Origin of the sequence: Bacillus sp. FJAT-29814, assembly GCF_001510715.1 — a bacterium.
Lineage (GTDB): Bacteria > Bacillota > Bacilli > Bacillales > Cytobacillaceae > Neobacillus.
Window position 1 is genome coordinate 21,898 of record NZ_LMTJ01000005.1, and the last position, 26,495, is coordinate 48,392.

General features: G+C 42.8%; 30 protein-coding genes and 1 riboswitch. Of the genes, 17 read left to right on the plus strand and 13 right to left on the minus strand.

Going from position 1 to position 26,495, the window contains the following annotated elements:
• Window positions 1-36: 36 nt before the first annotated feature.
• Complete coding sequence (locus tag AR334_RS12500) at window positions 37-975, minus strand: 1,4-dihydroxy-2-naphthoate polyprenyltransferase (RefSeq protein WP_066310838.1); 939 nt, start codon at window positions 973-975, stop codon at window positions 37-39.
• Between the two features lie 364 nt (window positions 976-1,339).
• On the opposite strand from AR334_RS12500, the gene AR334_RS12505 reads away from it, so the two are divergent.
• The 6 genes from AR334_RS12505 to menC all read left to right on the plus strand — a co-directional run bounded on the left by AR334_RS12505 (window position 1,340) and on the right by menC (window position 8,804).
• The gene (locus AR334_RS12505) at window positions 1,340-2,740 is read left to right on the plus strand and encodes an isochorismate synthase MenF (protein WP_066310844.1); all 1,401 of its coding nucleotides are present in this window, start codon (window positions 1,340-1,342) and stop codon (window positions 2,738-2,740) included.
• Between the two features lies 1 nt (window position 2,741).
• A complete protein-coding gene (gene menD / locus AR334_RS12510; RefSeq protein WP_066310847.1) occupies window positions 2,742-4,493 on the plus strand; it encodes a 2-succinyl-5-enolpyruvyl-6-hydroxy-3-cyclohexene-1-carboxylic-acid synthase in 1,752 nt (583 codons plus the stop codon).
• Window positions 4,490-5,296: a 2-succinyl-6-hydroxy-2,4-cyclohexadiene-1-carboxylate synthase gene (menH, locus tag AR334_RS12515; protein ID WP_066310850.1), complete on the plus strand. Its 807-nt coding sequence runs from the start codon at window positions 4,490-4,492 to the stop codon at window positions 5,294-5,296. Before menD ends, menH begins: the two co-directional genes overlap by 4 nt.
• Before the next feature lie 24 nt (window positions 5,297-5,320).
• Complete coding sequence (menB, locus tag AR334_RS12520) at window positions 5,321-6,139, plus strand: 1,4-dihydroxy-2-naphthoyl-CoA synthase (protein ID WP_066310852.1); 819 nt, start codon at window positions 5,321-5,323, stop codon at window positions 6,137-6,139.
• Between the two features lie 71 nt (window positions 6,140-6,210).
• Window positions 6,211-7,695, plus strand: coding sequence for an o-succinylbenzoate--CoA ligase (locus AR334_RS12525; protein ID WP_066310855.1), 1,485 nt, complete (start codon window positions 6,211-6,213; stop codon window positions 7,693-7,695).
• Window positions 7,696-7,697: 2 nt separating this feature from the next.
• On the plus strand, window positions 7,698-8,804 hold the full coding sequence (menC, locus tag AR334_RS12530) for an o-succinylbenzoate synthase (RefSeq protein WP_066310859.1): 1,107 nt from the start codon (window positions 7,698-7,700) through the stop codon (window positions 8,802-8,804).
• 38 nt (window positions 8,805-8,842) lie between these two features.
• On the opposite strand, the gene AR334_RS28885 is transcribed toward menC, so the two are convergent.
• Together AR334_RS28885 and AR334_RS12535 are read right to left on the minus strand one after the other, a co-directional pair.
• Window positions 8,843-9,001 carry a DUF1540 domain-containing protein gene (locus AR334_RS28885; RefSeq protein WP_082692927.1) on the minus strand — a complete coding sequence of 53 codons (159 nt, stop codon included), beginning with the start codon at window positions 8,999-9,001 and terminating at the stop codon, window positions 8,843-8,845.
• Between the two features lie 116 nt (window positions 9,002-9,117).
• A complete protein-coding gene (locus AR334_RS12535; RefSeq protein WP_066310863.1) occupies window positions 9,118-10,059 on the minus strand; it encodes a zinc ABC transporter substrate-binding protein in 942 nt (313 codons plus the stop codon).
• A 194-nt stretch (window positions 10,060-10,253) separates the two neighbouring features.
• Between AR334_RS12535 and AR334_RS12540 the strand changes: the two genes are divergently transcribed.
• Window positions 10,254-10,826: a carbonic anhydrase gene (locus tag AR334_RS12540; RefSeq protein ID WP_066310868.1), complete on the plus strand. Its 573-nt coding sequence runs from the start codon at window positions 10,254-10,256 to the stop codon at window positions 10,824-10,826.
• Between the two features lie 2 nt (window positions 10,827-10,828).
• Here the strand turns inward: AR334_RS12540 and yidD are convergent, their stop codons facing one another.
• Complete coding sequence (yidD, locus tag AR334_RS12545; protein ID WP_066310872.1) at window positions 10,829-11,062, minus strand: membrane protein insertion efficiency factor YidD; 234 nt, start codon at window positions 11,060-11,062, stop codon at window positions 10,829-10,831.
• Window positions 11,063-11,201: 139 nt separating this feature from the next.
• Here yidD and AR334_RS12550 point away from each other — a divergent pair, with 139 nt between their 5' ends.
• A complete protein-coding gene (locus tag AR334_RS12550) occupies window positions 11,202-11,675 on the plus strand; it encodes an S-ribosylhomocysteine lyase (protein ID WP_066310875.1) in 474 nt (157 codons plus the stop codon).
• A 42-nt stretch (window positions 11,676-11,717) separates the two neighbouring features.
• Here the strand turns inward: AR334_RS12550 and ytzI are convergent, their stop codons facing one another.
• Window positions 11,718-11,876 (minus strand): YtzI protein, encoded by a 159-nt coding sequence (gene ytzI, locus AR334_RS28890; protein ID WP_082692928.1) that lies wholly within the window; start codon window positions 11,874-11,876, stop codon window positions 11,718-11,720.
• A gap of 113 nt (window positions 11,877-11,989) precedes the next feature.
• Window positions 11,990-12,247: a DUF6154 family protein gene (locus AR334_RS12555; RefSeq protein ID WP_066310877.1), complete on the minus strand. Its 258-nt coding sequence runs from the start codon at window positions 12,245-12,247 to the stop codon at window positions 11,990-11,992.
• 217 nt (window positions 12,248-12,464) lie between these two features.
• On the opposite strand from AR334_RS12555, the gene AR334_RS12560 reads away from it, so the two are divergent.
• Window positions 12,465-12,788, plus strand: coding sequence for a hydrolase (locus AR334_RS12560; RefSeq protein WP_066310879.1), 324 nt, complete (start codon window positions 12,465-12,467; stop codon window positions 12,786-12,788).
• An 84-nt stretch (window positions 12,789-12,872) separates the two neighbouring features.
• Entirely contained in the window at window positions 12,873-13,343 is a 471-nt protein-coding gene (gene ytkD, locus AR334_RS12565; protein WP_066310884.1) for an RNA deprotection pyrophosphohydrolase, read from the plus strand.
• A 20-nt stretch (window positions 13,344-13,363) separates the two neighbouring features.
• On the opposite strand, the gene AR334_RS12570 is transcribed toward ytkD, so the two are convergent.
• From AR334_RS12570 to AR334_RS12580, 3 genes are read right to left on the minus strand one after another with little or no spacing between them, the layout of a single operon-like run.
• Window positions 13,364-14,170, minus strand: a complete 807-nt coding sequence (locus AR334_RS12570) for an ABC transporter permease (RefSeq protein WP_066310888.1) — start codon at window positions 14,168-14,170, stop codon at window positions 13,364-13,366.
• Window positions 14,157-14,930: an ABC transporter ATP-binding protein gene (locus tag AR334_RS12575; RefSeq protein ID WP_066310890.1), complete on the minus strand. Its 774-nt coding sequence runs from the start codon at window positions 14,928-14,930 to the stop codon at window positions 14,157-14,159. The genes AR334_RS12570 and AR334_RS12575 overlap by 14 nt, the downstream gene beginning before the upstream one ends.
• Before the next feature lie 22 nt (window positions 14,931-14,952).
• Window positions 14,953-15,969, minus strand: a complete 1,017-nt coding sequence (locus AR334_RS12580) for an ABC transporter substrate-binding protein (RefSeq protein WP_066310897.1) — start codon at window positions 15,967-15,969, stop codon at window positions 14,953-14,955.
• Between the two features lie 116 nt (window positions 15,970-16,085).
• Between AR334_RS12580 and AR334_RS12585 the strand changes: the two genes are divergently transcribed.
• From AR334_RS12585 to AR334_RS12600, 4 genes are all read left to right on the plus strand, one after another.
• Complete coding sequence (locus tag AR334_RS12585; RefSeq protein WP_066310905.1) at window positions 16,086-16,877, plus strand: S9 family peptidase; 792 nt, start codon at window positions 16,086-16,088, stop codon at window positions 16,875-16,877.
• A 37-nt stretch (window positions 16,878-16,914) separates the two neighbouring features.
• Window positions 16,915-17,157 carry a DUF2584 domain-containing protein gene (locus AR334_RS12590; RefSeq protein ID WP_066310908.1) on the plus strand — a complete coding sequence of 81 codons (243 nt, stop codon included), beginning with the start codon at window positions 16,915-16,917 and terminating at the stop codon, window positions 17,155-17,157.
• A 115-nt stretch (window positions 17,158-17,272) separates the two neighbouring features.
• Window positions 17,273-17,797, plus strand: a complete 525-nt coding sequence (locus tag AR334_RS12595; protein ID WP_066310916.1) for an RNA polymerase sigma factor — start codon at window positions 17,273-17,275, stop codon at window positions 17,795-17,797.
• Complete coding sequence (locus AR334_RS12600) at window positions 17,778-18,737, plus strand: hypothetical protein (protein ID WP_066310919.1); 960 nt, start codon at window positions 17,778-17,780, stop codon at window positions 18,735-18,737. The genes AR334_RS12595 and AR334_RS12600 overlap by 20 nt, the downstream gene beginning before the upstream one ends.
• Before the next feature lie 48 nt (window positions 18,738-18,785).
• On the opposite strand, the gene pckA is transcribed toward AR334_RS12600, so the two are convergent.
• Window positions 18,786-20,375, minus strand: a complete 1,590-nt coding sequence (gene pckA, locus AR334_RS12605) for a phosphoenolpyruvate carboxykinase (ATP) (protein ID WP_066310927.1) — start codon at window positions 20,373-20,375, stop codon at window positions 18,786-18,788.
• 268 nt (window positions 20,376-20,643) lie between these two features.
• Window positions 20,644-20,792: riboswitch (SAM riboswitch) on the plus strand.
• Window positions 20,793-21,026: 234 nt separating this feature from the next.
• Between pckA and metK the strand changes: the two genes are divergently transcribed.
• Complete coding sequence (gene metK, locus AR334_RS12610; protein WP_066310939.1) at window positions 21,027-22,229, plus strand: methionine adenosyltransferase; 1,203 nt, start codon at window positions 21,027-21,029, stop codon at window positions 22,227-22,229.
• 72 nt (window positions 22,230-22,301) lie between these two features.
• Here the strand turns inward: metK and AR334_RS12615 are convergent, their stop codons facing one another.
• On the minus strand, window positions 22,302-22,817 hold the full coding sequence (locus AR334_RS12615; RefSeq protein ID WP_066310941.1) for a gamma carbonic anhydrase family protein: 516 nt from the start codon (window positions 22,815-22,817) through the stop codon (window positions 22,302-22,304).
• Between the two features lie 166 nt (window positions 22,818-22,983).
• Between AR334_RS12615 and AR334_RS12620 the strand changes: the two genes are divergently transcribed.
• Together AR334_RS12620 and AR334_RS12625 are read left to right on the plus strand one after the other, a co-directional pair.
• Window positions 22,984-23,787, plus strand: a complete 804-nt coding sequence (locus tag AR334_RS12620; protein WP_066310945.1) for an alpha/beta hydrolase — start codon at window positions 22,984-22,986, stop codon at window positions 23,785-23,787.
• A 17-nt stretch (window positions 23,788-23,804) separates the two neighbouring features.
• A complete protein-coding gene (locus AR334_RS12625) occupies window positions 23,805-24,887 on the plus strand; it encodes a tetraprenyl-beta-curcumene synthase family protein (RefSeq protein ID WP_066310947.1) in 1,083 nt (360 codons plus the stop codon).
• 23 nt (window positions 24,888-24,910) lie between these two features.
• Here AR334_RS12625 and AR334_RS12630 read toward each other — a convergent pair whose 3' ends face one another.
• Both AR334_RS12630 and AR334_RS12635 read right to left on the minus strand, forming a co-directional pair.
• The gene (locus tag AR334_RS12630) at window positions 24,911-25,483 is read right to left on the minus strand and encodes a class I SAM-dependent methyltransferase (RefSeq protein ID WP_066310951.1); all 573 of its coding nucleotides are present in this window, start codon (window positions 25,481-25,483) and stop codon (window positions 24,911-24,913) included.
• The gene (locus tag AR334_RS12635) at window positions 25,480-26,442 is read right to left on the minus strand and encodes a TIGR01212 family radical SAM protein (RefSeq protein ID WP_066310953.1); all 963 of its coding nucleotides are present in this window, start codon (window positions 26,440-26,442) and stop codon (window positions 25,480-25,482) included. Before AR334_RS12635 ends, AR334_RS12630 begins: the two co-directional genes overlap by 4 nt.
• Window positions 26,443-26,495 lie beyond the last annotated feature (53 nt).

Genomic DNA, 26,495 nt, shown 5'->3' on the forward strand with positions numbered 1-26,495 from the left:
AAGAGCTTCAGCCGTGTTAAGGCAGAAGCTCTTTTTTTATGAAAAGAAGTGACCGGCAAAAATCCCGATGGCCAGCAAAAATCCAAAGATTGTGTTAGTTTGGGCTGTTGCCTTCATCGCCGGCGCCATTTCAATTGGTATTGTCCCTTTAAAGAAGCCTTTAACCGATTTAATTGGTTTCGGTGTACTTAATAATACGAGCGCTGTCCAAATCGGAACGATATCTGCAATAATTAATGCAAAAATCCAAACGTAGGAGAAAATAAACATTCCGGCTAAAAAGTAGACCGCATTTTCTTTGCCCAGTAGGATAGCTAATGTTTTACGGCCAAATTTTTTATCGCCGTCAAGATCGCGGATATTATTGGACATCATGATCCCCCCGACTAACACAAAGCTCGGAATGGAAACAAGAATGCTTGTGCTGTCAACCGTCCCCGTTTGAATAAAGAAAGCGATTAAAATAATCATCATTCCCATAAAAAAGCCAGAAAACAGTTCGCCGAATGGTGTATGAGCAATTGGCAACGGCCCGCCCGTATAGAGATATCCAATGGCCATACAGATAAGACCGACAATGGCAAGCCACCAGCTACTATTGGCACAGATATATACGCCCAGTAATAACGCGATTCCATAGAACCCTAATGCCAGGTTCATGACAGTTCTAGGTTTGATGCCATCTCTGACAATTGTACCTCCAATACCTACGGAGTGTTCCGTATCCAGCCCGCGTTTAAAATCATAATACTCATTAAACATATTTGTTGCTGCCTGAATTAACAAACTGGCAATCAACATCGCAAGAAACAGGCCAAAATGAATGTTTCCATATTTAAGCGAAAGTGCAGTACCGAGCAAAACAGGTACGAACGCAGCTGTTAAGGTATGGGGACGGGTCATTTGCCACCAAACCCCAAAGCCGCGGTTTGACTTAACAACAGGTTTCGAACCTTGCTGTAAATTTGGCTGCATATATGTTCTCCTCCCTTATTGCAGTTTCTTCTATTATAATATTTAACTTCTTATCTTCGATAAATTTTGAAAGATTGGTTTCCCAAACTTTAGTGTATGAAAAACACTGCGCCAGGTCAATGAATTTTTATTATCAAAACTAGAAGATAATACCTTCCCGATAATTATCAGAGGTTCGTGGAAAAATGAATATACAATGACATAAAAGCAGATTTTATCCGATATTTTTGTCTTTGACATATAATAAGGAATGAATCCAAAAGGGATAGTGACAAGTATTATTGACTTCTTTACAATGGGAGTAGTATCTTAAATAGGGTTTGCTAAGAAAAACAGCCATTTTAGCTGTTTTGGAGGGATTTTTTTGGTTACCATACAGGAAACAGAAATAATCGAAAGGGGTATTATGGCCATAAATCGCGCGAAAGAACTCGGCCGGCCCATTTTACTAAGTGAAGTTCGGAAAATGGACAAAATAAACCCGCTTTCATTTTTCAATAAAGGGCAGGATTGCTATTACGGGGAACGGTTTTTCTGGAAGGATCCCAGCGACGAAATTTTGCTGATTGGACTGGGGATTACCCATCAAATTCAATCTGATCAGGCTGCTGACCGCTTTGTTCACGTTGAACAGGAGTGGGAACGCTTTCTGAAGGACAGTATCGTCTTTAATCCGGATTCTGAAATTGGGGTCGGGCCTGTTATTTTTGGCGGTTTTTCCTTTGATCCTTACAAAGAAAAAACGAGATTATGGTCCCAGTATGCAGAATCGTTATTTTACTTGCCGGTTTATATGGTAAGCATAATCAGGGGGCAGGCTTATTTAACCACTAATATCGTGTGCACACCGGATGACAATCATACTCTTATGGCGAAAATGTTGGATGAGCGGAATCAACTGTTAGCTTCTCTTTATCAATCTGCAGATTCTGATCCGGCAGAGCTTTTGGAAACGAGAGAGATTTCACCGGAAGCCTGGAAAGAGGCTGTGACCGGAATCGTAAATGAATTAAACGACGGGCCGCTAAAGAAGGTGGTTCTAGCCAGGGAACTGCGCTTGAAATTTGACAGTAAAGTGGAAGCGGGAATGGTGCTTGAGCGGTTAAATGAGCAGCAGCATGAAAGCTATATTTTTGCTCTTGAAGCAAATGGCGACTGTTTTCTAGGTGCTTCCCCCGAACGGTTGGTAAAAAAACAGGGAAATGAAATATTCTCAACCTGCCTTGCTGGGTCCATTTCACGTGGAAAGACAACGGAAGAAGATGCAATGCTTGGGGAGCAGCTGCTGCATGATCAAAAGAATTTGATTGAGCATCAATATGTTGTAGAAATGATTAAAGAGGCATTGGAAGAATACTGTGATCAAATCATCCTGCCGGAAAAACCACGGCTGATGAAGAACAGGGATATACAACATTTATATACACCTGTTATTGGTAAGTGCGGCAATAATACGTCTTTGCTGCTGCTGGTCGAAAGGCTGCATCCAACCCCGGCGCTTGGCGGGCTTCCAAAACAGGAAGCTGTGGAAAAAATTCGCCAGGTGGAAGAACTGGACCGCGGATTTTATGCAGCGCCGATTGGCTGGCTGGATTATCAAGGGAATGGGGAGTTTGCGGTGGCGATTCGCTCCGGTTTAATTCAAGGAAGCGAGGCTTCCCTATTTGCCGGCTGCGGTGTAGTAGCTGATTCCGATTCGGAAAGCGAATATTTGGAGACCGGTTTAAAGTTTAGACCAATGTTAAGAGCGCTTGGGGGAAAATAAAATGAGTCATCAAGAATCTTTAACGGCTTACCTTGCCGCTTTTGTTGCGGAGCTTGTTCTTTCGGGAATTAAAGATGTGGTCATCAGCCCGGGTTCACGGTCAACACCAATGGCAATGGTTATGGCGGAACATCCTGAATTAAATGTTCATATTCATGTGGATGAACGTTCGGCAGCTTTTTTTGCCTTAGGGATTGCGAAGGCTTCCAACCGGCCTGTGGCAATTCTATGTACTTCAGGGACCGCTGCTGCCAACTATTTTCCGGCGATTGTGGAGGCACGCTATTCACGGGTACCACTTCTCGTGTTAACGGCTGACCGTCCGCATGAGCTTCGAGAAGTCGGTGCTCCACAGGCAATTGATCAAATAGAATTGTATGGCAAGCATGTCAAATGGTTTGCGGAAATGGCCCTACCCGAAAACAGAGCTGAAATGATTCGTTATGCCCGAACCATTTGTGCCCGTGCTGTCGCCTATTGTGCTGGTACCCCTTCTGGACCGGTTCATCTGAATTTCCCTTTCCGCGAACCGCTGATACCACAGCTTGATGAGAGCATTTTCCGTATGGCCGAACGGCCGCATGGATTTGTAAAGGTCCATAATGGTGAACTGACGATCGGTGATTGGCTGATTCAAGAAATTGCTAACCGCCTAGAGGGAAAAAGCAAAGGAATAATTGTCTGTGGCAATATTGCGGACGAAAGATTTGCGGATGCCGTAACACAATTATCGAAATTATTAATGTATCCGATTTTGGCTGACCCACTATCACAGCTAAGAAGCGGCAAACATAATCGTGAACATATCATCGACACATATGATACGTTTTTGCGCAATAAAGATGCTAAGTCATTCCTAAAGCCTGATGTGATTATCCGATTTGGGGCGATGCCGATATCCAAAGCGCTGACGATTTTTATAAAAGAGAATCCAGCTGCTGACCAGTTTGTCATTGATGGCGGCGGTGGCTGGCGTGATCCCGGCTCGCTATCAACGGATATGGTTTTCTGCAATGAGACCTTGTTTTGCGAAAAGCTTGCAACGGTTGCGAAGCCTAGTTCGGATCAGAAATTTTTTGAGGATTGGAACAACATCAATGCCTTGACGAAGGAAAATATGGCTTCTGTAAGGGATATAACTGAATTAAGCGAAGGGAAGCTATTTTACCAGTTGGCCGAGATGGTTCCTGAAGGGGCAACGCTGTTTGTCGGAAATAGTATGCCGATTCGCGATTTGGACAGTTTTTTTCTACATAACAATAAATGCATTAGAATTATGGCCAATCGAGGAGCAAACGGAATTGACGGAACTGTTTCTACCGCTTTGGGTGCTGCCTTATATTCCAAATCATTATACTTGGTCCTTGGTGATTTAACCTTCTTCCATGATTTAAATGGTTTATTTGCAGCCAAGCAATTTAAGATTGATATCCATATTATTCTTGTAAACAATAATGGCGGAGGGATCTTTTCGTTCTTGCCGCAATCGGAACATCCGAAGCATTTTGAGCTGCTATTTGGAACGCCGCTCGATATTGAATTTGAACATGCGGTTAAAATGTTTAACGGCCGCTTTGTTAAGGTTACCGATTGGGACCACTTACAAGAGGAATTAGGAAATTCGTCAGGTGCGGCAGGCATCCATGTTTATGAGGTTAGGACAAAAAGAGACACAAATCGCGATGAACACCGTGGATTTTGGGCATCTGTTTCCCAGGAAATATCAAATTTTGTCGATGGTGAGAGTAAGTGAATATAGTTATTAACGGCGTTCGCTACCACGTTGAGCAATGTGGAAGTGGATTCCCGCTCTTGTTATTGCATGGTTTTACCGGGGATTCTTCTACCTGGAGTCCTTTTTGCGACAGCTGGGGGAGTCATTCACAATTAATCATCCCTGATATTATTGGACACGGTGAGTCAGACTCGCCCGAGGATGTTAACCTTTATACAATGGAAGCTGCTGCCCGGGCTATCGCAGGCATTCTTGATCATTTGGCCATCAGTCAGATCGATTTGCTGGGATATTCCATGGGTGGCCGTCTAGCCCTTACGTTTGCGCTTGCTTATCCCGAAAGGGTGAGAAAATTAATTTTGGAAAGCTCATCACCGGGACTGTTAACAGAAGATGAAAGAAAGCAGCGCCGTATGAATGACGCGAAACTTGCAAATTTTATTAAAGAAAACGGGATTGCCGCATTTGTTGACTACTGGCAAAATATTCCATTATTTGCTTCGATGAAGAGTCTGCCTGAGAAGGTTAGGGTAAAAATCAGAGAACAGCGTCTGCAAAATTCCCCGATTGGACTTGGCAACAGCCTGCTTGGCATGGGAACAGGATCACAGCCTTCCTGGTGGGAGAGCCTTCACAAACTTTCCTGTGATGTCATGTTGATGGTCGGTGAAAAAGATCAAAAGTTTTGCAGTATTGCTGAACAAATGGCTGTAACGATTAAAAATAGTTCATTAGTAATGATTGCAAATTGTGGCCATGCAATTCATGTGGAAGATCAAGAAAAGTTTGGTACAATAGTAAGTGACTTTTTGTCAAAGTAAAAAAATTGAAGGAGGTTTTTTATCTTGGCAGTAGAATGGATTCCAGAACGTAAATACGAAGAAATTTTATATGAAACGTATAACGGAATTGCTAAAATTACAATCAACCGTCCGCACGTACATAATGCATTTACCCCAAAAACGGTAATGGAATTAATTGATGCTTTTGCATACGCACGCGATGATTCCAACATTGGTGTCATTGTTCTGACAGGTGCAGGAGATAAGGCGTTTTGTTCTGGGGGTGACCAAAAGGTCCGCGGTCATGGCGGTTATGTCGGTGAGGACCAAATTCCCCGCTTGAATGTTCTTGACCTTCAGCGCCTGATTCGCGTTATTCCAAAGCCGGTAGTTGCGATGGTTAAAGGTTACGCAATTGGCGGCGGCCATGTACTTCATGTGGTCTGTGACTTAACGATTGCAGCAGACAACGCTATTTTTGGACAAACAGGTCCTAAAGTGGGCAGCTTCGACGCCGGATACGGATCAGGCTACCTTGCAAGAATCGTCGGCCATAAGAAAGCGCGTGAGATTTGGTTTCTTTGCCGTCAATACAATGCCCAGGAAGCGCTTGATATGGGCTTGGTCAACACGGTTGTTCCTTTGGAGCAGGTTGAGGAAGAAACGATTAAATGGTGTGAGGAAATGCTTGAAAAGAGCCCGACTGCACTACGTTTCTTAAAAGCGGCAATGAATGCTGATACGGATGGACTTGCAGGACTTCAGCAAATGGCAGGAGATGCAACACTGCTATACTATACAACGGAAGAAGCCAAGGAAGGCCGCGATGCCTTTAAAGAAAAGCGTAAGCCGGACTTCGGTCAATTCCCGCGGTTCCCTTGATGAAACATATTTTAAAGCAGCTTGATGGCCTCCATCAGGCTGTTTTTAGCTAATAAGAAGGTGAGCAACAAATGCGACAAGAATCGATGCAAAATTTTTTAATAAAACGTGCGTTTCTCACTCCAGAGCGACCAGCCGTGCATTTTCAGGATCAGACGGTCACATTTAAGGAACTGTACGAGCGTTCGTATGACACTGCTGGCAGGCTGCAGGGGCTTGGAATTCAACAGGATGAGTTTGTCGCCGTCCTATTAAAAAACCATCTTGATACGGTGATCATTTTATTTGCGTTGCAGCTGCTTGGATTGAAGACGGTCATCTTGAATAATCGATTAACTCAGGCGGAATTAGTGTGGCAACTGGAAGATTCGCATGCTTCGTATTTGATTTTGGAAGATTCCTTTTTAGAAATGAAAGAAAGGGCTCCATTCCTGAAGGCTGTTACAAAAAGTGAGCTTTTCAAGTATGAGCCGGGTGAGCCACAAATCCAGGATGAAACCAATCTTGGAGAAATCTGCACGATTATGTACACATCAGGGACGACCGGCCATCCAAAGGGTGTCATGCAGACATACGGAAATCATTGGTGGAGTGCAATTGGATCGGCCCTAAACCTGGGTATCACGGAAAACGATTGTTGGCTATGCTCTGTACCTCTCTTTCATATCAGTGGCTATTCCATCCTTATGCGCAGTGTGATCTACGGAATGCCGATTGTCCTCCATGAAAAGTTCGATGTTGAAAAAACGCTGTTGGATATAGCAGAGAAGCAGGTTACGATTATGTCAGTTGTCGGGACGATGCTGACTAGAATTGTTGATTCATTAGGTGAAAAACAGCTTCCCGAGCATCTTCGCTGTATGCTTTTGGGCGGCGGTCCAGCACCAATGCCTTTATTGGAGCGGTGCGTAGAGAAAAGGGTTCCTGTATTTCAATCATATGGAATGACAGAGACCTCCTCGCAAATTGTCACATTGTCACCGGAATACAGCCTGACAAAACTTGGTTCTGCAGGAAAACCGTTATTTCCATCGGAAATAAGAATTGAACTGGACGACAAAGGGTTAGCCCAGGCGGGGGATGCCGGCGAGATTGTAGTCAAGGGTCCAAACGTGACACATGGGTATTTGCATCGACCGGAAGCAACCGCCGAAAAAATACGCGATGGCTGGCTATATACTGGTGATATTGGTTACTTAGACGGGGATGGATTTTTGTATGTGTTGGACCGGCGCTCCGATTTAATTATTTCAGGCGGCGAAAATGTCTACCCGGCGGAAATAGAAGCGGTGTTATTGAGCCATCCGGAAGTGGCAGAGGCAGGAGTTACCGGTATGGATGACAGTGAATGGGGCCAGGTTCCGGTTGCGTTTATAGTCAGCAGAAATAAGTGCTCTGTTGTAACGGAGGACGACCTTTTGGAGTTTTGCCAAACCCGGCTGGCCAAATACAAAGTACCAAAGGAATTTTTTTTCGTTGACGAATTGCCAAGAAATGCATCCAAAAAACTGCTGCGCAGAACTCTCCGCGAGTGGGTTCAAGAGGAAGTGGACTAAAGATGGACATCGCAACTATTGAACTGTTTGTGATCAGCATGCCGCTAAAGTCGCCGTTTGTTACCCATTTGGGGGAAGTGCGGGAGCGGGAAGGGATTATAATAAAAGTAACCGATAAGGACGGTGTCGAGGGCTTCGGTGAAGGAGTGGCTTTTTCAACCCCTTGGTATACGGAAGAAACAGTTAGGACCAGTCTGCATATGCTTGAGGATTTTTTGATACCGTTACTGCAAAAACATCCAATCAACCATCCGGAAGAGGCTGCGGGTCTATTTCAGTCAATAAGACGGAATCCGATGGCGAAGTCCGGACTGGAAACTGCTCTTTGGGATTTATATGCGAAAGGTCAAGGTCAGTCTCTTGCCAAAATGATCGGCGGCACTAGGGACGCAATTTCCTCAGGGGTAGTTATTGCCACTGACACAATTACAAAGGCATTAAAGCAAATTGAAGGGTATCTTGAGGACGGATATCAACGGATCAAAGTGAAAATTAATCCAAGTCAAGACTATGAGTTTCTTAGTGCGATTCGGCGCCATTATCCTAATCTTCCAATGATGGCGGATGCCAATTCTGCCTATACCTTAAAGGATATAGAACAGCTTAAAGCACTGGATGACTTTAACCTGCTGATGATTGAACAGCCGCTGGCCCACGATGACATTATTGAACATGCAATTTTACAAGAGAAATTGGTTACCCCGATTTGTTTGGATGAGAGTATAGTTTCTTTTGAAGATGCCCGGAAGGCTATTGAGATTGACGCCTGCAGAGTAATAAACATCAAGATTGGCCGAGTTGGAGGTCTGCACGAGGTGATTAAGATTCATGATTATTGCTATGAGAGAGGAATTCCGGTTTGGTGCGGCGGAATGATTGAGTTTGGTGTTTCCAGAGCACATAATATTGCGTTAGCTTCACTGCCAGGGTTTACGATTCCTGGCGATATCTCAGCCTCAAGCCGGTTTTGGGATGAGGACATCATTACGCCGGAAGTAAAGGTTGAAAAAGGTTTTGTAACAGTGCCCGATGGGCCGGGAATCGGATACGACATAAACGAAAAAAGACTGCAACAGGTCCTGTTAACGAAAAAGACATTTACGATATAAAAGACCCAGAAAGCTTTTGGCCTCTGGGTCAAATTCTTTTATAAATCGCCCGGTTCGAATGTTTTGCAATCTGTCTCTTTACTCGAATCAGCGGTTTTACCTTTATGGCTCACTACATAGATGCTGTCAGCACTACATTTATTTCCTTTTGCCCAATATGTGCAATTGTTCACTTCACATAAAACATCCTGTGCCATGCGTATCACTCCTTCAAGTTGTGGTAATACAAACATATCTTTTGATGAATCGGCCGTGTCCATGTCTGTAATCAACTGGAATGAAAGTGTGATAATGACTGCCTATCTATATAATTCTAATCGTTTAAGGCTGTCTCCAAGGTTTTAAGATTTTTCTCCATCAAGGTAAAATACGTTTCCTTATTTTTTATATTTTCTTCTGTCAAAATGGCCAAATTATGAACCGGCAACGCCCGGGCGCCGATCTCTTTTTGAACAATTTTCCCAAGCTTTGACTGGACATTTTGTTCAAACAGGATATAATGCAAACCTTCGCGGTCAGCCAATGAGATAATTTTCTCTAGCCCCTTTTGCGTAGGCTCATTGCTGGTAGAGAGGCCCGAGATGCTGATTTGTTCTATGCCATATCGGTGCTCCCAGTAACCAAAGGCTGCGTGGGTGACAATGATATTCTTATGTTTGGCAGATGAAATCGTTTTATCATATTGCTGATTCAATTCATCTAGCTCGCCAGCAAGATTTTGATAATTTTCTTTAAAAATTTCTTTATACTGCGGCAGCTTTTCTTCTAACTGTTGCAATATAACTGCAGCCATTTCCTTTGAGTAAATGGGATCAAGCCAAACATGCGGGTTAACGTCCACATGTGTTTCTTGATCATCGTGCTCATCTTCATGGGCATGGTCATCCTTGGGCAGTTCAAGACTGTCGGCAGTGGCCACCATTGTCACCTGCTCGTTTTTTAATGTCTTTTTGGCATTTTCTACAAAACCCTCAAGGCCCAAGCCAATATAAAAAAATAAGTCTGAATCGGCAAGCTTAATCATATCCTTTTGCGTAGGCTCAAAGGTATGCTCATCAGCACCAGGAGGATAAATGGTCTCAACATCTACGTATGCACCGCCAATTCTCTCCGTAAAATATTGCAGGGGATAAACGGTCGTATACACTGATAATTGGTTGTTTTTTTGTGGTGCTGTTTCTTTATTATCTGAACAAGCCGATAAGGCAATAGTAAATGGTAAAAGTAATGCTAAGTATTGAAATAATTTTTTCATTGAAACCTCCGATAAATCGTATTAATTCCGATTTACAAAATAAAAAATTTTAAATATTGCGAATCTAATCCGTAACAATTCCGATTTACTTATGTATCTTAACAAGAAAAGGCCCACTTAGGCAAGTAAAAAAATTGTTTTTATTGTGAAAGTTTGTGTATTCTTAAATGAGATAAAATGAAGGGTGTGATCGTATGGAAAACCAATCACTGTTGAAGGATATTCTTGATTACAATAAAAAATTCGTGGAAGACCGGGAATATGAAAAATACGAGACCACAAAATTCCCCAATAAAAAAATGGTTATTCTCACATGTATGGATACACGGCTGTTGGAATTGCTGCCAAAGGCATTGAATTTGGGAAATGGTGATGCGAAAATTATCAAGAATGCCGGTGCCCTAGTGTCACATCCGTTTGGAAGCATTATGAGAAGTATTTTGATTGCCATCTATCAGCTGCAGGCAAAAGAGGTCATGGTGATTGCCCACCATGATTGCGGAATGAGCGGATTAAAGGCGGAGCCGGTGATCGACAGTATGATGGAACGGGGAATTTCCGAAGAAACACTAGCAACTCTAGAGTACTCGGGTATCGATTTCAAGCAATGGCTTCACGGATTTGATTCGGTAACTGATAGTGTAAAACATAGTGTAGAAACCATCAAAAATCATCCGCTGATGCCTGTTGGAGTACCAGTGCACGGCCTTGTAATTGACCCGAAAACAGGCCAGCTTGATCTAGTCGTTGATGGATATCAAAATTAAGCTTATTTTCTTTTTTTCCAGGTTTCGGGTACCGGGTCCACCCCCCCGGGATGGAAAGGATGGCATTTTAAAATTCTTTTAACAGTCAGATAGCCGCCCTTCAAGGGACCGAAACGCTGTATCGCTTCCAAGCCATAATGCGAGCAGGTTGGATAAAAACGGCATGTCGGTGGTTTTAACGGTGAAATCGCTACCTGATAAAAACGTATGATTCCAATAAAAAATTTTTTTAGCATAAAATGATCTCCTTTATTCACCTACCATCAAGATATCACAGAAAGTGAAATTCGTCTAAATTGGTAATTGTGCCAAAGCTGATGAAAATCATCGGGATTTATAGTATGATAAGTAAAGATTGTTTAAAGGAGTGATCTTATGCCTTCAGTAGAAAGCTTTGACTTGGATCATAATGCTGTGAAAGCCCCTTATGTCAGACATTGCGGTGTCCATAAAGTAGGCAGTGATGGCGTTGTGAATAAATATGATATTCGTTTCTGTCAGCCCAACAAGCAAGCAATGAAGCCTGATGCGATTCACACATTGGAGCACCTGCTAGCATTCAATATCCGCAAGCATGTCGAGAAATATAACCACTTTGATATCATTGACATCTCGCCAATGGGCTGTCAAACAGGCTATTATCTTGTTGTCAGTGGCGAACCAACCGTTGAAGAAATCATTGACCTTCTTGAAGATACAATGAAGGAAGCAGTGGAAATTACCGAAGTGCCGGCGGCCAATGAGCGCCAATGTGGTCAAGCAAAACTTCATGATTTGGAAGGTGCTAAGCGGCTGATGCGCTACTGGCTTGAGCAAAGTAAGGAAGAATTAAAACAAGTATTTGCATAATCTGCATAAAAAAATTCCTATTCGTGCTGAATAGGATTTTTTTTATGACTGCTTATGCTCGTCGCTAGTTTGGTCAAGATGAGGGTTATTTTCTAACGGATCTACCGTATGCTTGAAGCCATAGGCTTTGGATGTGGTAATCACAGCAAGCAGCAGAACCACGATGACAATAATAAAAGATACTACCATAACTGTATACAACTTTCTTCTCCCCCTTTACCCCCTTATTGTAACATGGCTTCACAATAATTTGTAATTAAAAAGGAAGCCGATTTGTTCAGCTTCCGAGCGGATTCATTCCTGGTTATGTATAATCAATGTATGTTACGGGGGTGAAACGCAGAAGCCCGCTGTTGTCCGTACTGTTCTTGGGCAAATTTTCCCTTTAGGCTTTCGATGAGATATAGACCCATCAGGTCATAAAGTTCCTGCTTATCCATATCGCGAATCAAAGCAAGTAAATCCTCGTGGGACATCTCTTCCAAAAAAGCAAAGGCCAGCATATCGATATCTTCTTCATCACCTGTAAGCTTGGTTCGGTACATTTCGTACAATTCATCAACCAGTTTCACTTTGTTCACCTCCTACGAAAATTGACTAATAATTTTTATCCATACCCCAATATAGAAAAATGATTCCAGTCAAGATATTTTCAGAATTAACTGAAAAATCTGCTTCTTTTGAGTGTATGATTATTATATCGTATTACATTCTAAAAAATGTATCGAAATTTGCAAAAGAATAAATTTTTTCTTTTGGCAGACTCTAAATTTAAAAGGGGATGACAGCATGGACAATCAGAAGAAAACATATTATATAGATGTAGGAACAGGCGAGATTTCACAAAGTGCGACTTCTTCGACATGGAGCTTTAAAATCCAGGCCAATGATGAGGAAATTACCCAGCTGCGGGAGTTGTTTAATCAAAATTACTCCACTGAATGGAAAGCCTTTTGGAGGGCCCATGTCCCATATGTACAATACCATTATGACAGAGAAAATGATGAGTACGATAACAAAATTCAACAAATTTATGGCATGATTCACAAATTGGGCGATCAAGAAGCAAAGAATCATATTGAAACCATGAATATTTTGCCGAAAACGCAATAGGAGCAGGAGGGAAAATCCGGGACATGCAGGATTTTCCCTTTTCATTTAAAATAATACCATATGAATCAAATTGGTGGGGACAATATGATACAATTCTTGGATGACAATGGCAATCAGGTAGAGCTTAGCTTTTCAAAACATGCATTTGATATAGAGGCCTGGCATGTTTTGGTCATTTCTCAATTTGAAGGCCACTGGGTGCTGACAAAGCATAAAAAAAGAGGACTTGAGTTCCCGGGCGGTAAACGGGAACGCGGGGAAACACCCGAAGACGCTGCCAAAAGGGAGGCATATGAAGAGACAGGTGCCATTTTCTCAAAATTGACGTATTTGGCGGAATATAAGGTTACTGAGGAGACAGGATCATTTGTAAAGGCTGTGTTTTGGGGAAGAGTGGCAAGATTGGAAAACACGCGGAATTACTTCGAAACAAATGGCCCCCAGCTTATTAAAGGCGATTTGCTCAAAATAAGGTTTGGTCCCGATTACAGCTTTATCATGAAGGACCGAGTGGTGGAAGAATGTCTAAATTACATTAAGCATCTTACAATGTGAAAAAGAATAGCGGCACAGCACTATTCTTTAATAAGCTTTTTCTCCAATAATTCAACAAGCTGATACATAATCGTGGCGAAAATAGCGATGACGAACAGTGATAAAAATACAAGTGTAAAATTAAAGACTTGGAAACCGTATATAATCATGTAGCCGAGTCCTTTTGACGAAACTAGGAATTCCCCAACAATGACTCCGACCCATGAAAGCCCGACATTCACCTTTAGGGTTGATATGATGGTAGGAAAGCATGCAGGGAGAATCGCTTCCTTAAAGCATTGGAACTTCGTTGCCCCAAATGTTTGCAGGACTTTTAAATAGTTGGGATCCACTTCCTTAAAAGCCGTATAGACGACAATAGTTGTGATAATGACCGAGATGATGGCACCCATGGCAATAATGGAAGGATACCCTGGGCTTAACGCAACGATTAAAACCGGTCCTAACGCCACCTTTGGCATCGCATTTAAAATGACCAAATAAGGGTCCAGTATTTTCGAGAGAAATGGCGACCACCATAGAATCGCTGCCAGGATGGTACCTAGCAATGTTCCTAAAATAAAGCCAAATACGGTTTCAGTTAAGGTAACACCGATATGGGTGATTAATGTTCCATCTTGAATTTTATCAATTAAAAGTGTTGTAATTTTCGCTGGTGAGCTGAAAATTAGCGGGTCAATCCACTGCTTTTCGCTTAACAATTGCCACCCGGAAAAAAACACCAGGAAAATAATCGCTTGATAGAATCGAACCCATCTATTTTCAAGCTTTAATGACTGAATGTACTGGTTATGGAGGAGTTCAACGTTTTTGTTATCCTTGTTCAAGAGACTCCAACTCCTTCCAGATTGTTTGAAAAATGCTTGGATATGCTTCATGATTTCTTGCTGCAAACGGGGATGATTCTCGCAGCTCCTTCGGCATTTCAAACGTTTTATGAATCCTGCCTGGGCGGGGGGAAAGCAGAAAGACGCGATCGCTCATTGCGATAGCCTCGCCGATATCATGGGTGACAAGGATCGCTGTTTTGCCGAATTCATCAAGGGTATTTGATACCAGGTCCTCAAGCTTCAGCTTTGTTTGGTAATCAAGTGCTGAAAAGGGCTCATCAAGCATGAGCAGTTTTGGTTCGGTTGCCAGTGTCCGGACAAGCGCAGCCCGTTGACGCATGCCCCCAGATAATTGTTTGGGCAACTGTTTTCTTACATCTTCATTTAAACCCATCTGCTTTAACAGCGTTAAGGCGTAGTTCTTTGTTTTATCATTCAATTGCTTTGATAATTTAAGTCCTAACAGGATGTTTTCTTCAATCGTCTTCCATGGAAATAAATAATCCTGCTGCAGCATATATCCTATGTCATTGTTTGATGTAGAAACGGGCTTATTTTCTAATAAGACCGTTCCCTCTGTTGGTTTAATTAAACTGGCGATAATGGAGAGCAGGGTGGTTTTCCCACAGCCGCTGGGGCCGAGGAAGGAAACAAACTCCCCCTCCTCAACCGTAAGTGAAACTTCGGAGAGGGCCGTGGTGGCAGTGTCTTTGGTGAAGTAGGTGTGATGAATATCTTGAACCTTCAAGAAGCTCATGGTGCCGGCCTCCCTTTCTTGGTTATTTTTTCATGACTTTATTGGCCACGTCTGTGTTCACAAGTGTTTTGTACTCTACATCTTTCGGAAGCTCTCCTGCTTCTTTCATGATATTTTTTAAATTGTTCCATTCTTCTTCATCAAGGATTGGATCGGTGGCAAATGAACCTTGGCTCTTATAGCGTTCTACCACGGTTGTCATAATTCGAGGGTCCGTGTCAGGGAAAAATTCCTCCACCGCCTTTGCTATTTCTTCAGCAGAGTGGGTCTCGACCCATTGCTGTGCCTTGTAAACGGCACGAGTGAATTTTTCGATAATGTCTTTATTCTCTTTCATGTAACTGTCTTTTGCCATAAAGGTCGTATATGGAACATGACCTGATTCTTTGCCGAATGAAGCAACAATATGACCTTTTCCTTCTTTCTCAAAAATGCTGGCAGTCGGCTCAAATAATTGCACGAAATCACCGGTTCCTGAGGCGAAAGCATTGGCAATGTTTGCAAAATCGATGTTTTGGATCAGGTTAAGGTCTTGATGCGGGTCAATGCCATGCTTCTTTAATACGAATTCACCGACCATTTGCGGCATTCCGCCCTTCCGCTGGCCAAGGAAGGTTTTGCCTTTTAATTGATCCCAGGAGAAGTTATCAATCTTTTCCCTGGCGACAAGGAAAGTGCCGTCTGTTTGGGTTAACTGGGCAAAGTTAATCACCGGATCACTCGAGCCTTGGGCATATACATAAATCGAAGTTTCCGACCCTACTAGAGCTACATCGGCTCCTCCGGAGATCAGCGCGGTCATCGTCTTATCGCCGCCGGGAGTTGTCGTCAATGTGACATCAAGCCCTTCCTCCTTGAAAAAGCCCTGTGTCAAGGCCACATATTGTGGAGCATAAAAAATGGATCTGGTGACTTCTGCAATCCGAACCTTTTCCAGTTTCTCCTGTTCCTTTCCTGTATCTTTATTACAAGCGATTAAGGAAAACATAAGTATAGTGATGAGGAGAAAGGACAAACTGATTTTTGACCATTTTTTCATCTGAAAATTAACCTCCTTTATCTGGGCTAATAGCCTAAGATATCGTATGATGGGGATAAAAATGTGTGTATGCCCAGTTCCAAATTATTTATAAAGCATAAAAAGGATCGATTAAAATGAACGAAGTAAATGGAAAAATAGTTGAGATAAAGCGGGTTCCGTCACCCAACCCCCGCGTCCTCCTAAAGGAGATTACTTATTTATCAAACGGGCTGCGGGTGAAAGGTCTTCTTGCGGAGCCAAAGGACGAACAGGAATATGACGGGTTTCTGTATTTACGAGGCGGAATCAAGAATGTCGGCATGGTAAGGCCGGCGCGGATTGCCCAGTTTGCCCAGGAAGGCTTTATTGTGTTTGCGCCCTATTACAGAGGAAATAAAGGGGGCGAGGGCAATGAAGATTTTGCCGGAGAAGACAGAGAAGATGCCTTTTCTGCTTATATGCTGCTAAAAGCGCTCCCTCGGGTAAAGGACATACATATATTCGGTTTTTCCCGCGGTGGGGTAATGGCGCTTTTGACCGGGATCATGTTTCCCGATGCGGCTTCGCTGGTCACCTGGGGCGGGGTTAGTGACATGAATTTAACCTATTATGAGCGTGAGGACCTCAGAAAAATGATGAAGCGGGTTATTGGCGGTACACCGGAGAAATTTCCTGAACGGTATCAGGAGCGAACCCCGTTATACCAATTGGAAAAACTTCAGGCTCCCGTGCTAATTATTCACGGAGTCAAGGATGAAAATGTCTCGGTCGAGCATGCCTACAGGCTGGAAAGAAGGCTCCGCGCTTTAGTTAAACCTGTGGAATCCTGGTATTTTGACGAGTTTACTCATTACTTCCCCCCGGCGATCAATCGAAAAGTGGTTTTCGATTTAACGAATTGGATGAAAAAGCATAGCAAAAAATGATATGATAGAATTATAAATTGTAGAGGAGCGGATTTTAATGGGTATGCCTCTTGAATTAAATACACTGATTGTCACAAAAGGATATGAGAAGCGGGTGGAAGAAAACTTGTTTGTTCTCCAAAAAGAAGGCTATCGCCTCTATCCGATTGAAATTCCGGTTGATGTAAGAAAAACATTGGACAGCAGTTCAAGTGGTACAGCCTTGATAAAGAAGGTCGAGTTGGAGAAAAATACGACGACTATTACGTATCAATTAATTTCATTAAATTCTACGAACTAAAGCAGGCATGAAAATCCTGCTTTTTCTTTTTGCAAAAAGTGTAATAGATTGAACCTACGGCCGTCTTATTTATGAATTGAATTTTTCCAAGGCTTTTGGGAAGGGGGTAAAGCAATTGGAACGGGCCCGCCAAATTGAAAACTGGTTTATTCAATATGAAAAGGATGTTACCAATTATTTAGTTTATTATACAGGCTCAACCGATGTGGAGGATCTAGTCCAGGAAACGTTTTTACGGGCGTTTCGTGCCTTTGAACGTTTCAAACATGAATCAAGTCCGAAAACATGGTTGATCTCCATTGCCAGAAATACCGCTATCGACCTTTATCGAAAAAAATCAATATGGCAGAAACTGAAGGAACGTCTCGACCAGGAGACACCAACGCATCTTGAACTGCAAACCGAAGAAAGGCTGTTAAAGAAAATCGAATATGCGACTCTATATGATGCGATCAATGAGCTAAAGCCCAATTATCGTGACGTGATTTTGCTGAGAGGAATATCGGAACTGTCGGCGCAGGAAGCCGGTCAGGTTCTGGGCTGGTCGGAAAATAAGGTGAACGTAACGTTTTTTCGGGCCGTGAAAAAGCTAAATGAACGTTTAAAGGAGGGTGAGTATTTTGAGCAATTTATCGGATAAAGAGCTGCTGGAAATGATGGCTAAATTTCCTAAGCATGAACTTTCGACGAAGGGAAGAACGGAAGTGTTAAAAAAGATTAGCGAGGACGTCTCGACAAAGCGAAAACGGCCGGTTAACAATCAAAAAATGAGTGCCCTGGCAGCCGTACTCTTTCTAGCCTTTATCGGCCCAATTCTTTATTTTTCAAACACAACCGGGGGAAACGATTCCCGGAGTGGTTCGGTAACAACAGATGTGCAGGAGGCTAATTACTTTGCCTTGGAGGATCAAGACGGAAAACCGCTTTATGCCACGAGCAATTTTGGGATTCCCAATAAGGTAAGCCTGCTGGCACCGGAGGAATGGATTGCAAACGATAAGCGTTCCGTTGCCAAGATTATGATTTTTTTGTGGGGAGACTATAAAGAGTTTGCCAATAAACCTCTAAATGTAGACGCCGTCAATGTAAAAACGGGGGAAAAAGAGCGGCTTACCGAAGCGGTTATCTCGGGTGGATTGTATGGGTCGGATGCGCACGCGTTGACATCCTTTAAACCTTTCAGTGCTCCCGGGGTTTGGAACCTGCAGTTCTCGGTTGGAAATAAAAAAATAGGCGAATTCTCCATTTATGTAAAGGAAGGTTATATTACGATCGGCAAGGCGACATTATTAACCTCGCCAGAGGACCTTTATGCGGGTGAATACGAGCATGAATTTATTGAAGTAGAGGGCGAGAATCTACCTGAAGAAATCGAGTTAAAGATATCGGAAATAGAAAATAATGACGCCAAAACAACCACGTTTCTATTTAAGAAGGTTGCAGATTACACTACCACCGATGGAAAAAAGATTTCCCATTATGGCGGAGCCTTCACGCTTGAAAAAAGTGGCCAATATCAATTCAGTGTATTAGAAGAATCACGGGAAATAGAAGTGCGAAAACCAATTGATCAAAAATAATAATAAAAAAGCGATTCGTATTTGAATCGCTTTTTTGCCTTTTTTAGATTAGGCGATTGGCCCGCCTTTTGCCTCAATGTCAGCAGAAACGTTAGTAAACTTCTTAAAGTTCTCACGGAATTTCGATGCCAATTCCTTCGCCTTGTTGTGATATGCCTCAGGGTCAGCCCAAGTCTTTACCGGTTGAAGTACCTCATCAGGTACTCCAGCAATATGAAGTGGGATATTTAAACCAAAAATTTCGTCCTTGACGGTTTCAACATGATTTAGTTCCCCTTCAAGGGCCGCCTGTACCATCGCTCTTGTAAAGCTGAGTTTCATCCGATTACCGACACCATATTCTCCGCCGGTCCAGCCTGTATTGACAAGGAATACATTTACATTATGCTCGAGAATTTTTTCGCCAAGCATATCGGCATAACGGGTCGCAGGCAGCGGCAGGAACGGTGCACCGAAGCAAGTGGAGAAGGTTGCTTGCGGTGAAGTAATGCCGCGCTCGGTTCCGGCAAGCTTGGATGTATAACCGCTTAAAAAGTGGTACATGGCCTGTTCCTTCGTTAATTTTGCGATTGGAGGCAAAACACCGAATGCATCAGCTGTCAAAAATACAATCGTGGTTGGATGCCCCGCAACACTAGGCTGGACGATATTATCAATTGCCTCGATCGGATAAGCAGCACGGGTATTTTCAGTCAAGGTGCCGTCATCGTAATCAGGAATTCTTGATTCTTGATTGATTACCACATTTTCAAGCACTGTTCCAAAGCGGATGGCATCAAAAATTTGCGGTTCTTTTTCCCTTGAGAGGTTGATACATTTTGCATAGCAGCCGCCTTCAATATTGAATACTCCATTTGAAGACCAGCCGTGCTCGTCATCGCCGATCAGCTTGCGATTAGGGTCGGCAGACAGAGTCGTTTTTCCGGTTCCAGAAAGACCAAAGAAAAGGGCTACGTCGCCTTCGAGACCAACATTTGCTGAACAGTGCATCGAGAATATATTGTTTTCAGGCAGCAAATAATTCATGACTGAGAAAATCGACTTTTTCATTTCACCTGCATATTCGGTACCGCCAATGAGGACAATACGCCGTTCAAAGGAAATAATGATAAAGGTTTCTGAATTTGTTCCGTCCACAGCAGGGTCTGCTTTAAAGTTAGGTGCGGAAATAACCGTAAACTGCGCTTCGTGCGATAAAAGATCATTTTCGCTAGGCCGGATAAACAATTGGTGTGCAAATAAATTATGCCAGGCAAGTTCATTAATTACCTGAATTGGCAGGCGCGACTTTTGATCAGCTCCGGCATAGCCCTTAAACACAAAAACCTCATCTCGTTGTTTCAAATATTCCAAGACCTTATGATACAAGTTGGCAAAAACTTCCTCCGAAATTGGCTGATTGAGCGACGGCCCCCAGGCAATCTTGTCTTTTGTAGATGGTTCGGAAACAATAAATTTATCTTCAGGGGAACGGCCAGTATATTTCCCCGTAGATACCCGTATTGCGCCTGTAGCGGTTAATGAACCTTCGTTACGGCTTAAAATTTTTTCCACCAATTGCGGTACAGATAATTGAATATGGGTGTTGCTTTCATCCAGAAAAAGTTTTAATTCATTTGGAATATGGACGGAATTCATTAATTGAAACCTACCTTTTAAAGATTTTTATATTATAAATATTCTTAAGCAATAGTATAACACAATTGATTCATTAGTCTATACTAATGAATCAATTTAAGCTGTATTTTATACAATATTCTATATAATTCAAAAAAGTCATGAAAAGTACTAAAAAAGGCTTATGATTTCAGACTTTCGAAAAGTTCTTATTATTGACCAAAATTTGCTAAAATATCCATTGACATGCATTGATGGAGGGGTTATGATTTAACCTTGAACGGATACTCTCTTATCCCGAGCTGGTGGAGGGACAGGCCCTATGAAACCCAGCAACCTGCAAACTAAGAATGCGCTGATAGGCAAGATGTTTATCAGCAATTTTCTAGGCAAAGGTGCTAAACCTGACGCAAGGCTGGCAGCCTTGAACGATAAGAGTGAAAGGACGCAGAACGTTGCATTTAACCTTTCCTCAATATGGAAAGGTTTTTCTTTTTTTCTGCATTACATAATCGCTTTTAATTCATCCAGAGAAAGTAATCGGGTTTTAATTTTTCATAAAAACCCAGTGTTTATTTCATACTATAAAAGGGAATGAGTTCCGTATCAAATTCTGAGGTGATCTGCTTTACCGACTGCCTCATTTATTTCATATTTTTAGGAGGAATTCAGATGTCAACAAAACGCCGTTTGTTTACTTCTGAATCAGTAACTGAAGGTCATCCCGATAAAATTTGTGACCAGATTTCTGATTCCATTTTAGACGCCATTTTAGCGAAAGATCCGAATGCCCGTGTTGCTGCGGAAACTTCCGTAACGACCGGATTGGTGCTGGTTGCTGGCGAAATCACTACTTCCACCTATGTGGACATTCCAAAAATAGTTCGTGAAACGATTAAAGGGATTGGCTATAATCGTGCCAAATACGGGTTTGATTCCGATACTTGCGCCGTTTTAACTTCAATTGATGAGCAGTCACCTGATATTGCCATGGGTGTGAATCAGGCGTTGGAAGCACGTGAAGGGCAAATGACAGACCAGGAAATTGAAGCGATCGGCGCCGGTGACCAAGGCCTGATGTTTGGATTCGCCTGCAATGAAACCAAAGAACTTATGCCGCTGCCAATATCTCTTGCCCATAAGCTTGCCCGGAAACTGTCAGAAGTCCGAAAAGATGATGTTCTTCCATACCTTCGTCCGGACGGTAAGACTCAAGTAACCGTTGAATATGATGAGAATAACCAGCCAGTCCGTATTGACACCATTGTCATTTCAACACAACATCATCCGGAAATAACTTTAGAACAAATTCAGCGAAATATCAAAGAATATGTGATTAACCCAGTGGTTCCAAAAGAATTAATTGATGACAACACAAAATATTTTATTAACCCTACCGGCCGCTTCGTGATCGGCGGACCGCAGGGCGATGCTGGATTAACCGGCCGTAAAATTATTGTTGATACTTACGGCGGATATGCGCGCCATGGCGGCGGAGCTTTCTCCGGTAAGGATCCGACAAAGGTTGACCGTTCTGCTGCGTATGCAGCACGTTATGTGGCAAAAAATATTGTCGCTGCCGGTCTTGCCGACAAATGTGAGGTTCAGCTTGCTTATGCGATCGGTGTAGCAAGACCTGTTTCCATCTCTGTTGACACTTTTGGCACCGGTAAAGTTAGTGAAGATGTTTTAGTTGACCTAGTCAGCCAAAACTTCGACCTCCGCCCAGCAGGAATCATAAAAATGCTTGATTTACGCCGTCCGATTTATAAACAAACCGCGGCTTACGGCCATTTTGGTCGCTCCGATGTGGATCTTCCATGGGAGCGTACCGATAAAGCGGAAACGCTTCGCGAGCAGGCTAAAGGCCGTTAATTAGTTAAAAACGGGAGTTACGAATACATGTAGCTCCCGTTTTATTTTTTCGGAACTTCTACTTGGTTTTAGTTATTTTTTTTGCAAACCTTTATAGTATTGTGCTTTTTCGGCATACTCCCTGGTAATCCGCTCCATGTCCTTAATATCATCTTCATTTAATTCTCTGATTACCTTGGCTGGTCTGCCAAAAGCTAACGTATTTGGCGGTATTTTTTTGCCCTGCGGGACTAAACTCCCGGCCCCAATGAATGCTCCTTCACTGATTTCGGCTTGGTCGAGAATAATAGAACCCATCCCAATCAACGCTCTTTTTCGGATGATACAGCTATGTAAAATCACTTGATGGCCGACAGTAACCTCATCCTCCAAAATTAGCGGATTATTGGGGCTTTGATGTAAAATGGAATTATCTTGGATATTGACACGGCAGCCAATTTTAGTTTGCGCAACATCGCCGCGAATCACGGTGTTAAACCAGACACTTGATTCCTCGCCGATTTCAACATCGCCGGTAATGGTGGCATAATCCGCAATAAATACCGAATCAGCAATTTTAGGATATTGACCTTTAAAAGGATAAATCATGATTTTCTCTCCTTCAAAAATGATGATTTTATTTTAACGAATAAGTTCATTAAATATCAAAAAATAAACTAAGTAACAAACTATTTTGCGCAGGCTAATAACAACATCGGGTACAGATATATGGTAAAATACTAAAAACGATGCAGTGTTGCAGGAGGAACAACAAATGTGGAAGTGGGAAGCAGAAGGGGCTGCAAAGGCCGTAATCGTGATTGTTCACGGTGCGATGGAGCACCATCGCCGTTATGGCTGGCTGATTGAGATGTGGCGTTCGTCCGGCTTTCACGTCATTATGTCCGATCTTCCCGGACAAGGGATGACAACAAGAGCCAACCGCGGTCATATTGATTCCTTTGATGAATACATAATAGAAGTAAAGGATTGGGTGCAAGCCGCCTACCGTTATGATTTGCCGGTTTTTGTCATTGGCCATAGTATGGGAGGGTTAATCACGATCCGTCTATTACAGGAAGAAAGGTTAAACATTGCCGGAGTCATTCTTTCGTCTCCATGTTTGGGACTTGTTCATACCCCATCTAAATTTATGAACTTTCTTTCCTACGGTTTGAACATGGTGTTTCCATCGTTCCGGGTGAATTCAGGGCTGACTGTTCAAATGGCGACTAGGAATGAAGATGTAAGGGAAGCAGATTCGAATGATACGCTCTACATAACAAAGGTATCCGTCAGATGGTACCGCGAGCTCGTTCAGGCAATTAAGGAGGCGTTTGAGAATATCCCGAACACTCAAGATGTCCCAATGCTTGTTATGCAGGGCGGAGATGATAAAATTGTCAATAAACGAACGGTCAAAGAATGGTTTAACCATGTTCCGTTATCAGAAAAAAGATTTAAAGAATGGCCAAATTGCTATCATGAAATATTTAATGAACCAGAGCGTGAAGAGGTTTTTGAATATGCCAAGGATTTTGTCAACAGCCAGTTAAAAGCAATTGGCTACATCGTATAGAGAGGGTGGTATGTTCCATGCAGCCAATAACCCTGATGTCAAGGGTCTACCGCAAAATACTGCCAGCAGTTCATCAAGAATTGGATTATTGGAGAAGCAGGGCTGAAGAAATTCCAAATCCCGAGTTAAGAAAACAAGCACTAGCTAGCATTGAACATAAAACATTTCATTGTGAGGGCGGGGCCATTCTTGCACTCACTGCTGGTGAGAATTTCCCAAAAGCAGTGAAATTTATTGTGGCTTATCAAACTATCAGCGATTATCTTGATAATCTTTGTGACCGGAGTACTTCGTTAGATCCAAACGATTTTGCTGCACTTCATGAATCAATGGAGGATGCTTTGGTGCCCGATGCTAAGAGGAAAAACTATTACCGCCTGCGCACGGATCAAAACGATAATGGCTATTTATACGAATTATCGGAAACATGCCGGTCCGTTTTAAAAGAACTTGAGCATTACCATTTAATCAGAGATTATCTTTTGGAACTATGCCGTTATTATTGTGACTTGCAAATTCATAAGCATGTGAAAAAGGAAGAGCGGGTACCGCGGCTCGAAAATTGGTTTCAGCATTATCAAAGTAAGCTCCCAGAGATGGAATGGTATGAATTTTCGGCTTGCTCTGGCTCAACGCTTGGGATTTTTTGCCTCATTTCCTACGCAATGCGCGAAGATTTCAAGGCAAGCGATGCCGAGAATATCTATAAAGGTTATTTCCCCTACATACAGGGGCTCCATATCCTGCTTGATTACTTTATTGACCAAGAGGAAGATCGGGCCGGGGGTGATTTGAATTTTTGCTTTTACTATAAAAATCAGGAAAGCCTGTTCAATCGGTTAACCCATTTTATGATTGAGGCTGACCGCCATACCGAATTCCTGCCACATAAAAAATTCCATCAGTTGATTAACCGGGGTTTATTGGGTATTTATTTATCGGATGCAAAAGTCCGTAAGCAGAAAAATGTCCGCAGGCTGGCGAAAAAGATTATTAAGACAGGAGGGTGGGCAAGCTATTTCTTCTATATTAATGGACTGGCCTACCGCTCGCTGCAAAAGGCAGTGCCGGCATTCGTGATGAGAATGATGGCAAAATAAAAACCAGGCTTGCGGCCTGGTTTTTACCTTTTTTCAATTGCAATAATAAACGGGGGATTATTCTGTTGGTTAATAAATTGGTACTTTAGCACATGGGCTGTCTTCTGATCTAATGTTCGGCAGTATTCCAGAATAGCATCACGTTCGACAGCACCTTGTTCGTGACCGTGATAAATCACAAGAACGATGATTCCTTCAGGTGCCATCATCTCGAGAAGCTGTGCAATCGCGGAAATGGTGGTTTCCGGTTTGGTAACAACTGTTTTATCGCTGCCAGGCAAATATCCTAGGTTAAATATACCCCCCCTTATTTTTCCATGATTCTCATCCGGTATAAGGTCAGCCGCTTTTTCGTGGCCTGCGTGAAAAAGTGTAGCCCTGTCCGATACCCCATGCCCGCTTAGGCGGTCATAGGCGGCAGCAACGGCTTGTTCCTGAATATCAAAGCCGTACACTTTGCCTGTTTCGCCGACAAGCTGTGCCAAAAATAATGTATCATGCCCATTTCCTAATGTCGCATCGACAACTACATCACCTGGGCCCACCGCTTTTTCAAGCAATAGCCTGGCAAATGAAAGAATTCGCTCCAGTTTCATCGTCCGACAGGCTCTCCGGCATAAAACTTGCCCTGCCAGCTGTTTCTCCGTTTCAATTCCGCATCAATCGCATTTAAAACTTCCCATTTGTTGACACTCCACATCGGTCCGACCATTAGGTCAATCGGTCCGTCGCCGGTGATACGATGAACAATCATTTCCGGCGGCAGTATTTCCAATTGGTCGCATACTAAGTTTACGTAATCCTCTTGGGATAGGAATTCAAGCATGCCTTTTTCATATTGCTTGACCATTGGCGTGCCTTTTAGCAAGTGAAGCAGGTGGATTTTGATTCCCTGAACATCCAATTTCGCCACTTCACGAGCAGTTTCCATCATCATGTCATAATTTTCAAGCGGCAGCCCGTTAATGATATGGGAACAAACGCGGATACCATGTTTTCTCAGTTTATTTACGCCCTCGATATAGCACTCGAAATCATGGGCACGATTGATAAGCAGTGCTGTGCGTTCATGGACAGTCTGCAAGCCTAGTTCCACCCATAGATAGGTACGTTTGTTTAGTTCCGCCAAATATTCAACTACATCATCAGGAAGACAGTCAGGACGAGTGGCAATCGATAACCCGACGACACCTTCCAGATTAAGGACGGTTTCATACTTTTCACGAAGGACATCCAGTGGTGCATGTGTGTTCGTGAATGCCTGGAAATAGGCCATGTATTTGCCGTCTTTCCATTTGGTATGCATTTTATCTTTAATATCGTTAAACTGCTTGACTAATGGTTCGGCACGGTTTCCTGCAAAGTCCCCTGAACCGGCGGCACTGCAAAACGTACAGCCCCCGTGGGCAACAGTGCCATCCCGGTTAGGACAGTCAAAGCCGCCATCCAATGCCACTTTAAACACCTTATGGCCGAATTGCTGGCGAAGATGATAATTCCATGTATGATAACGTTTATCATCAGAAGCATATGGAAAAGGTTTGGTCTGAAGCATTCAGAAAACCTCCTTTTTTTATTATTCTATCTCAACTACGTATGCATAAAATT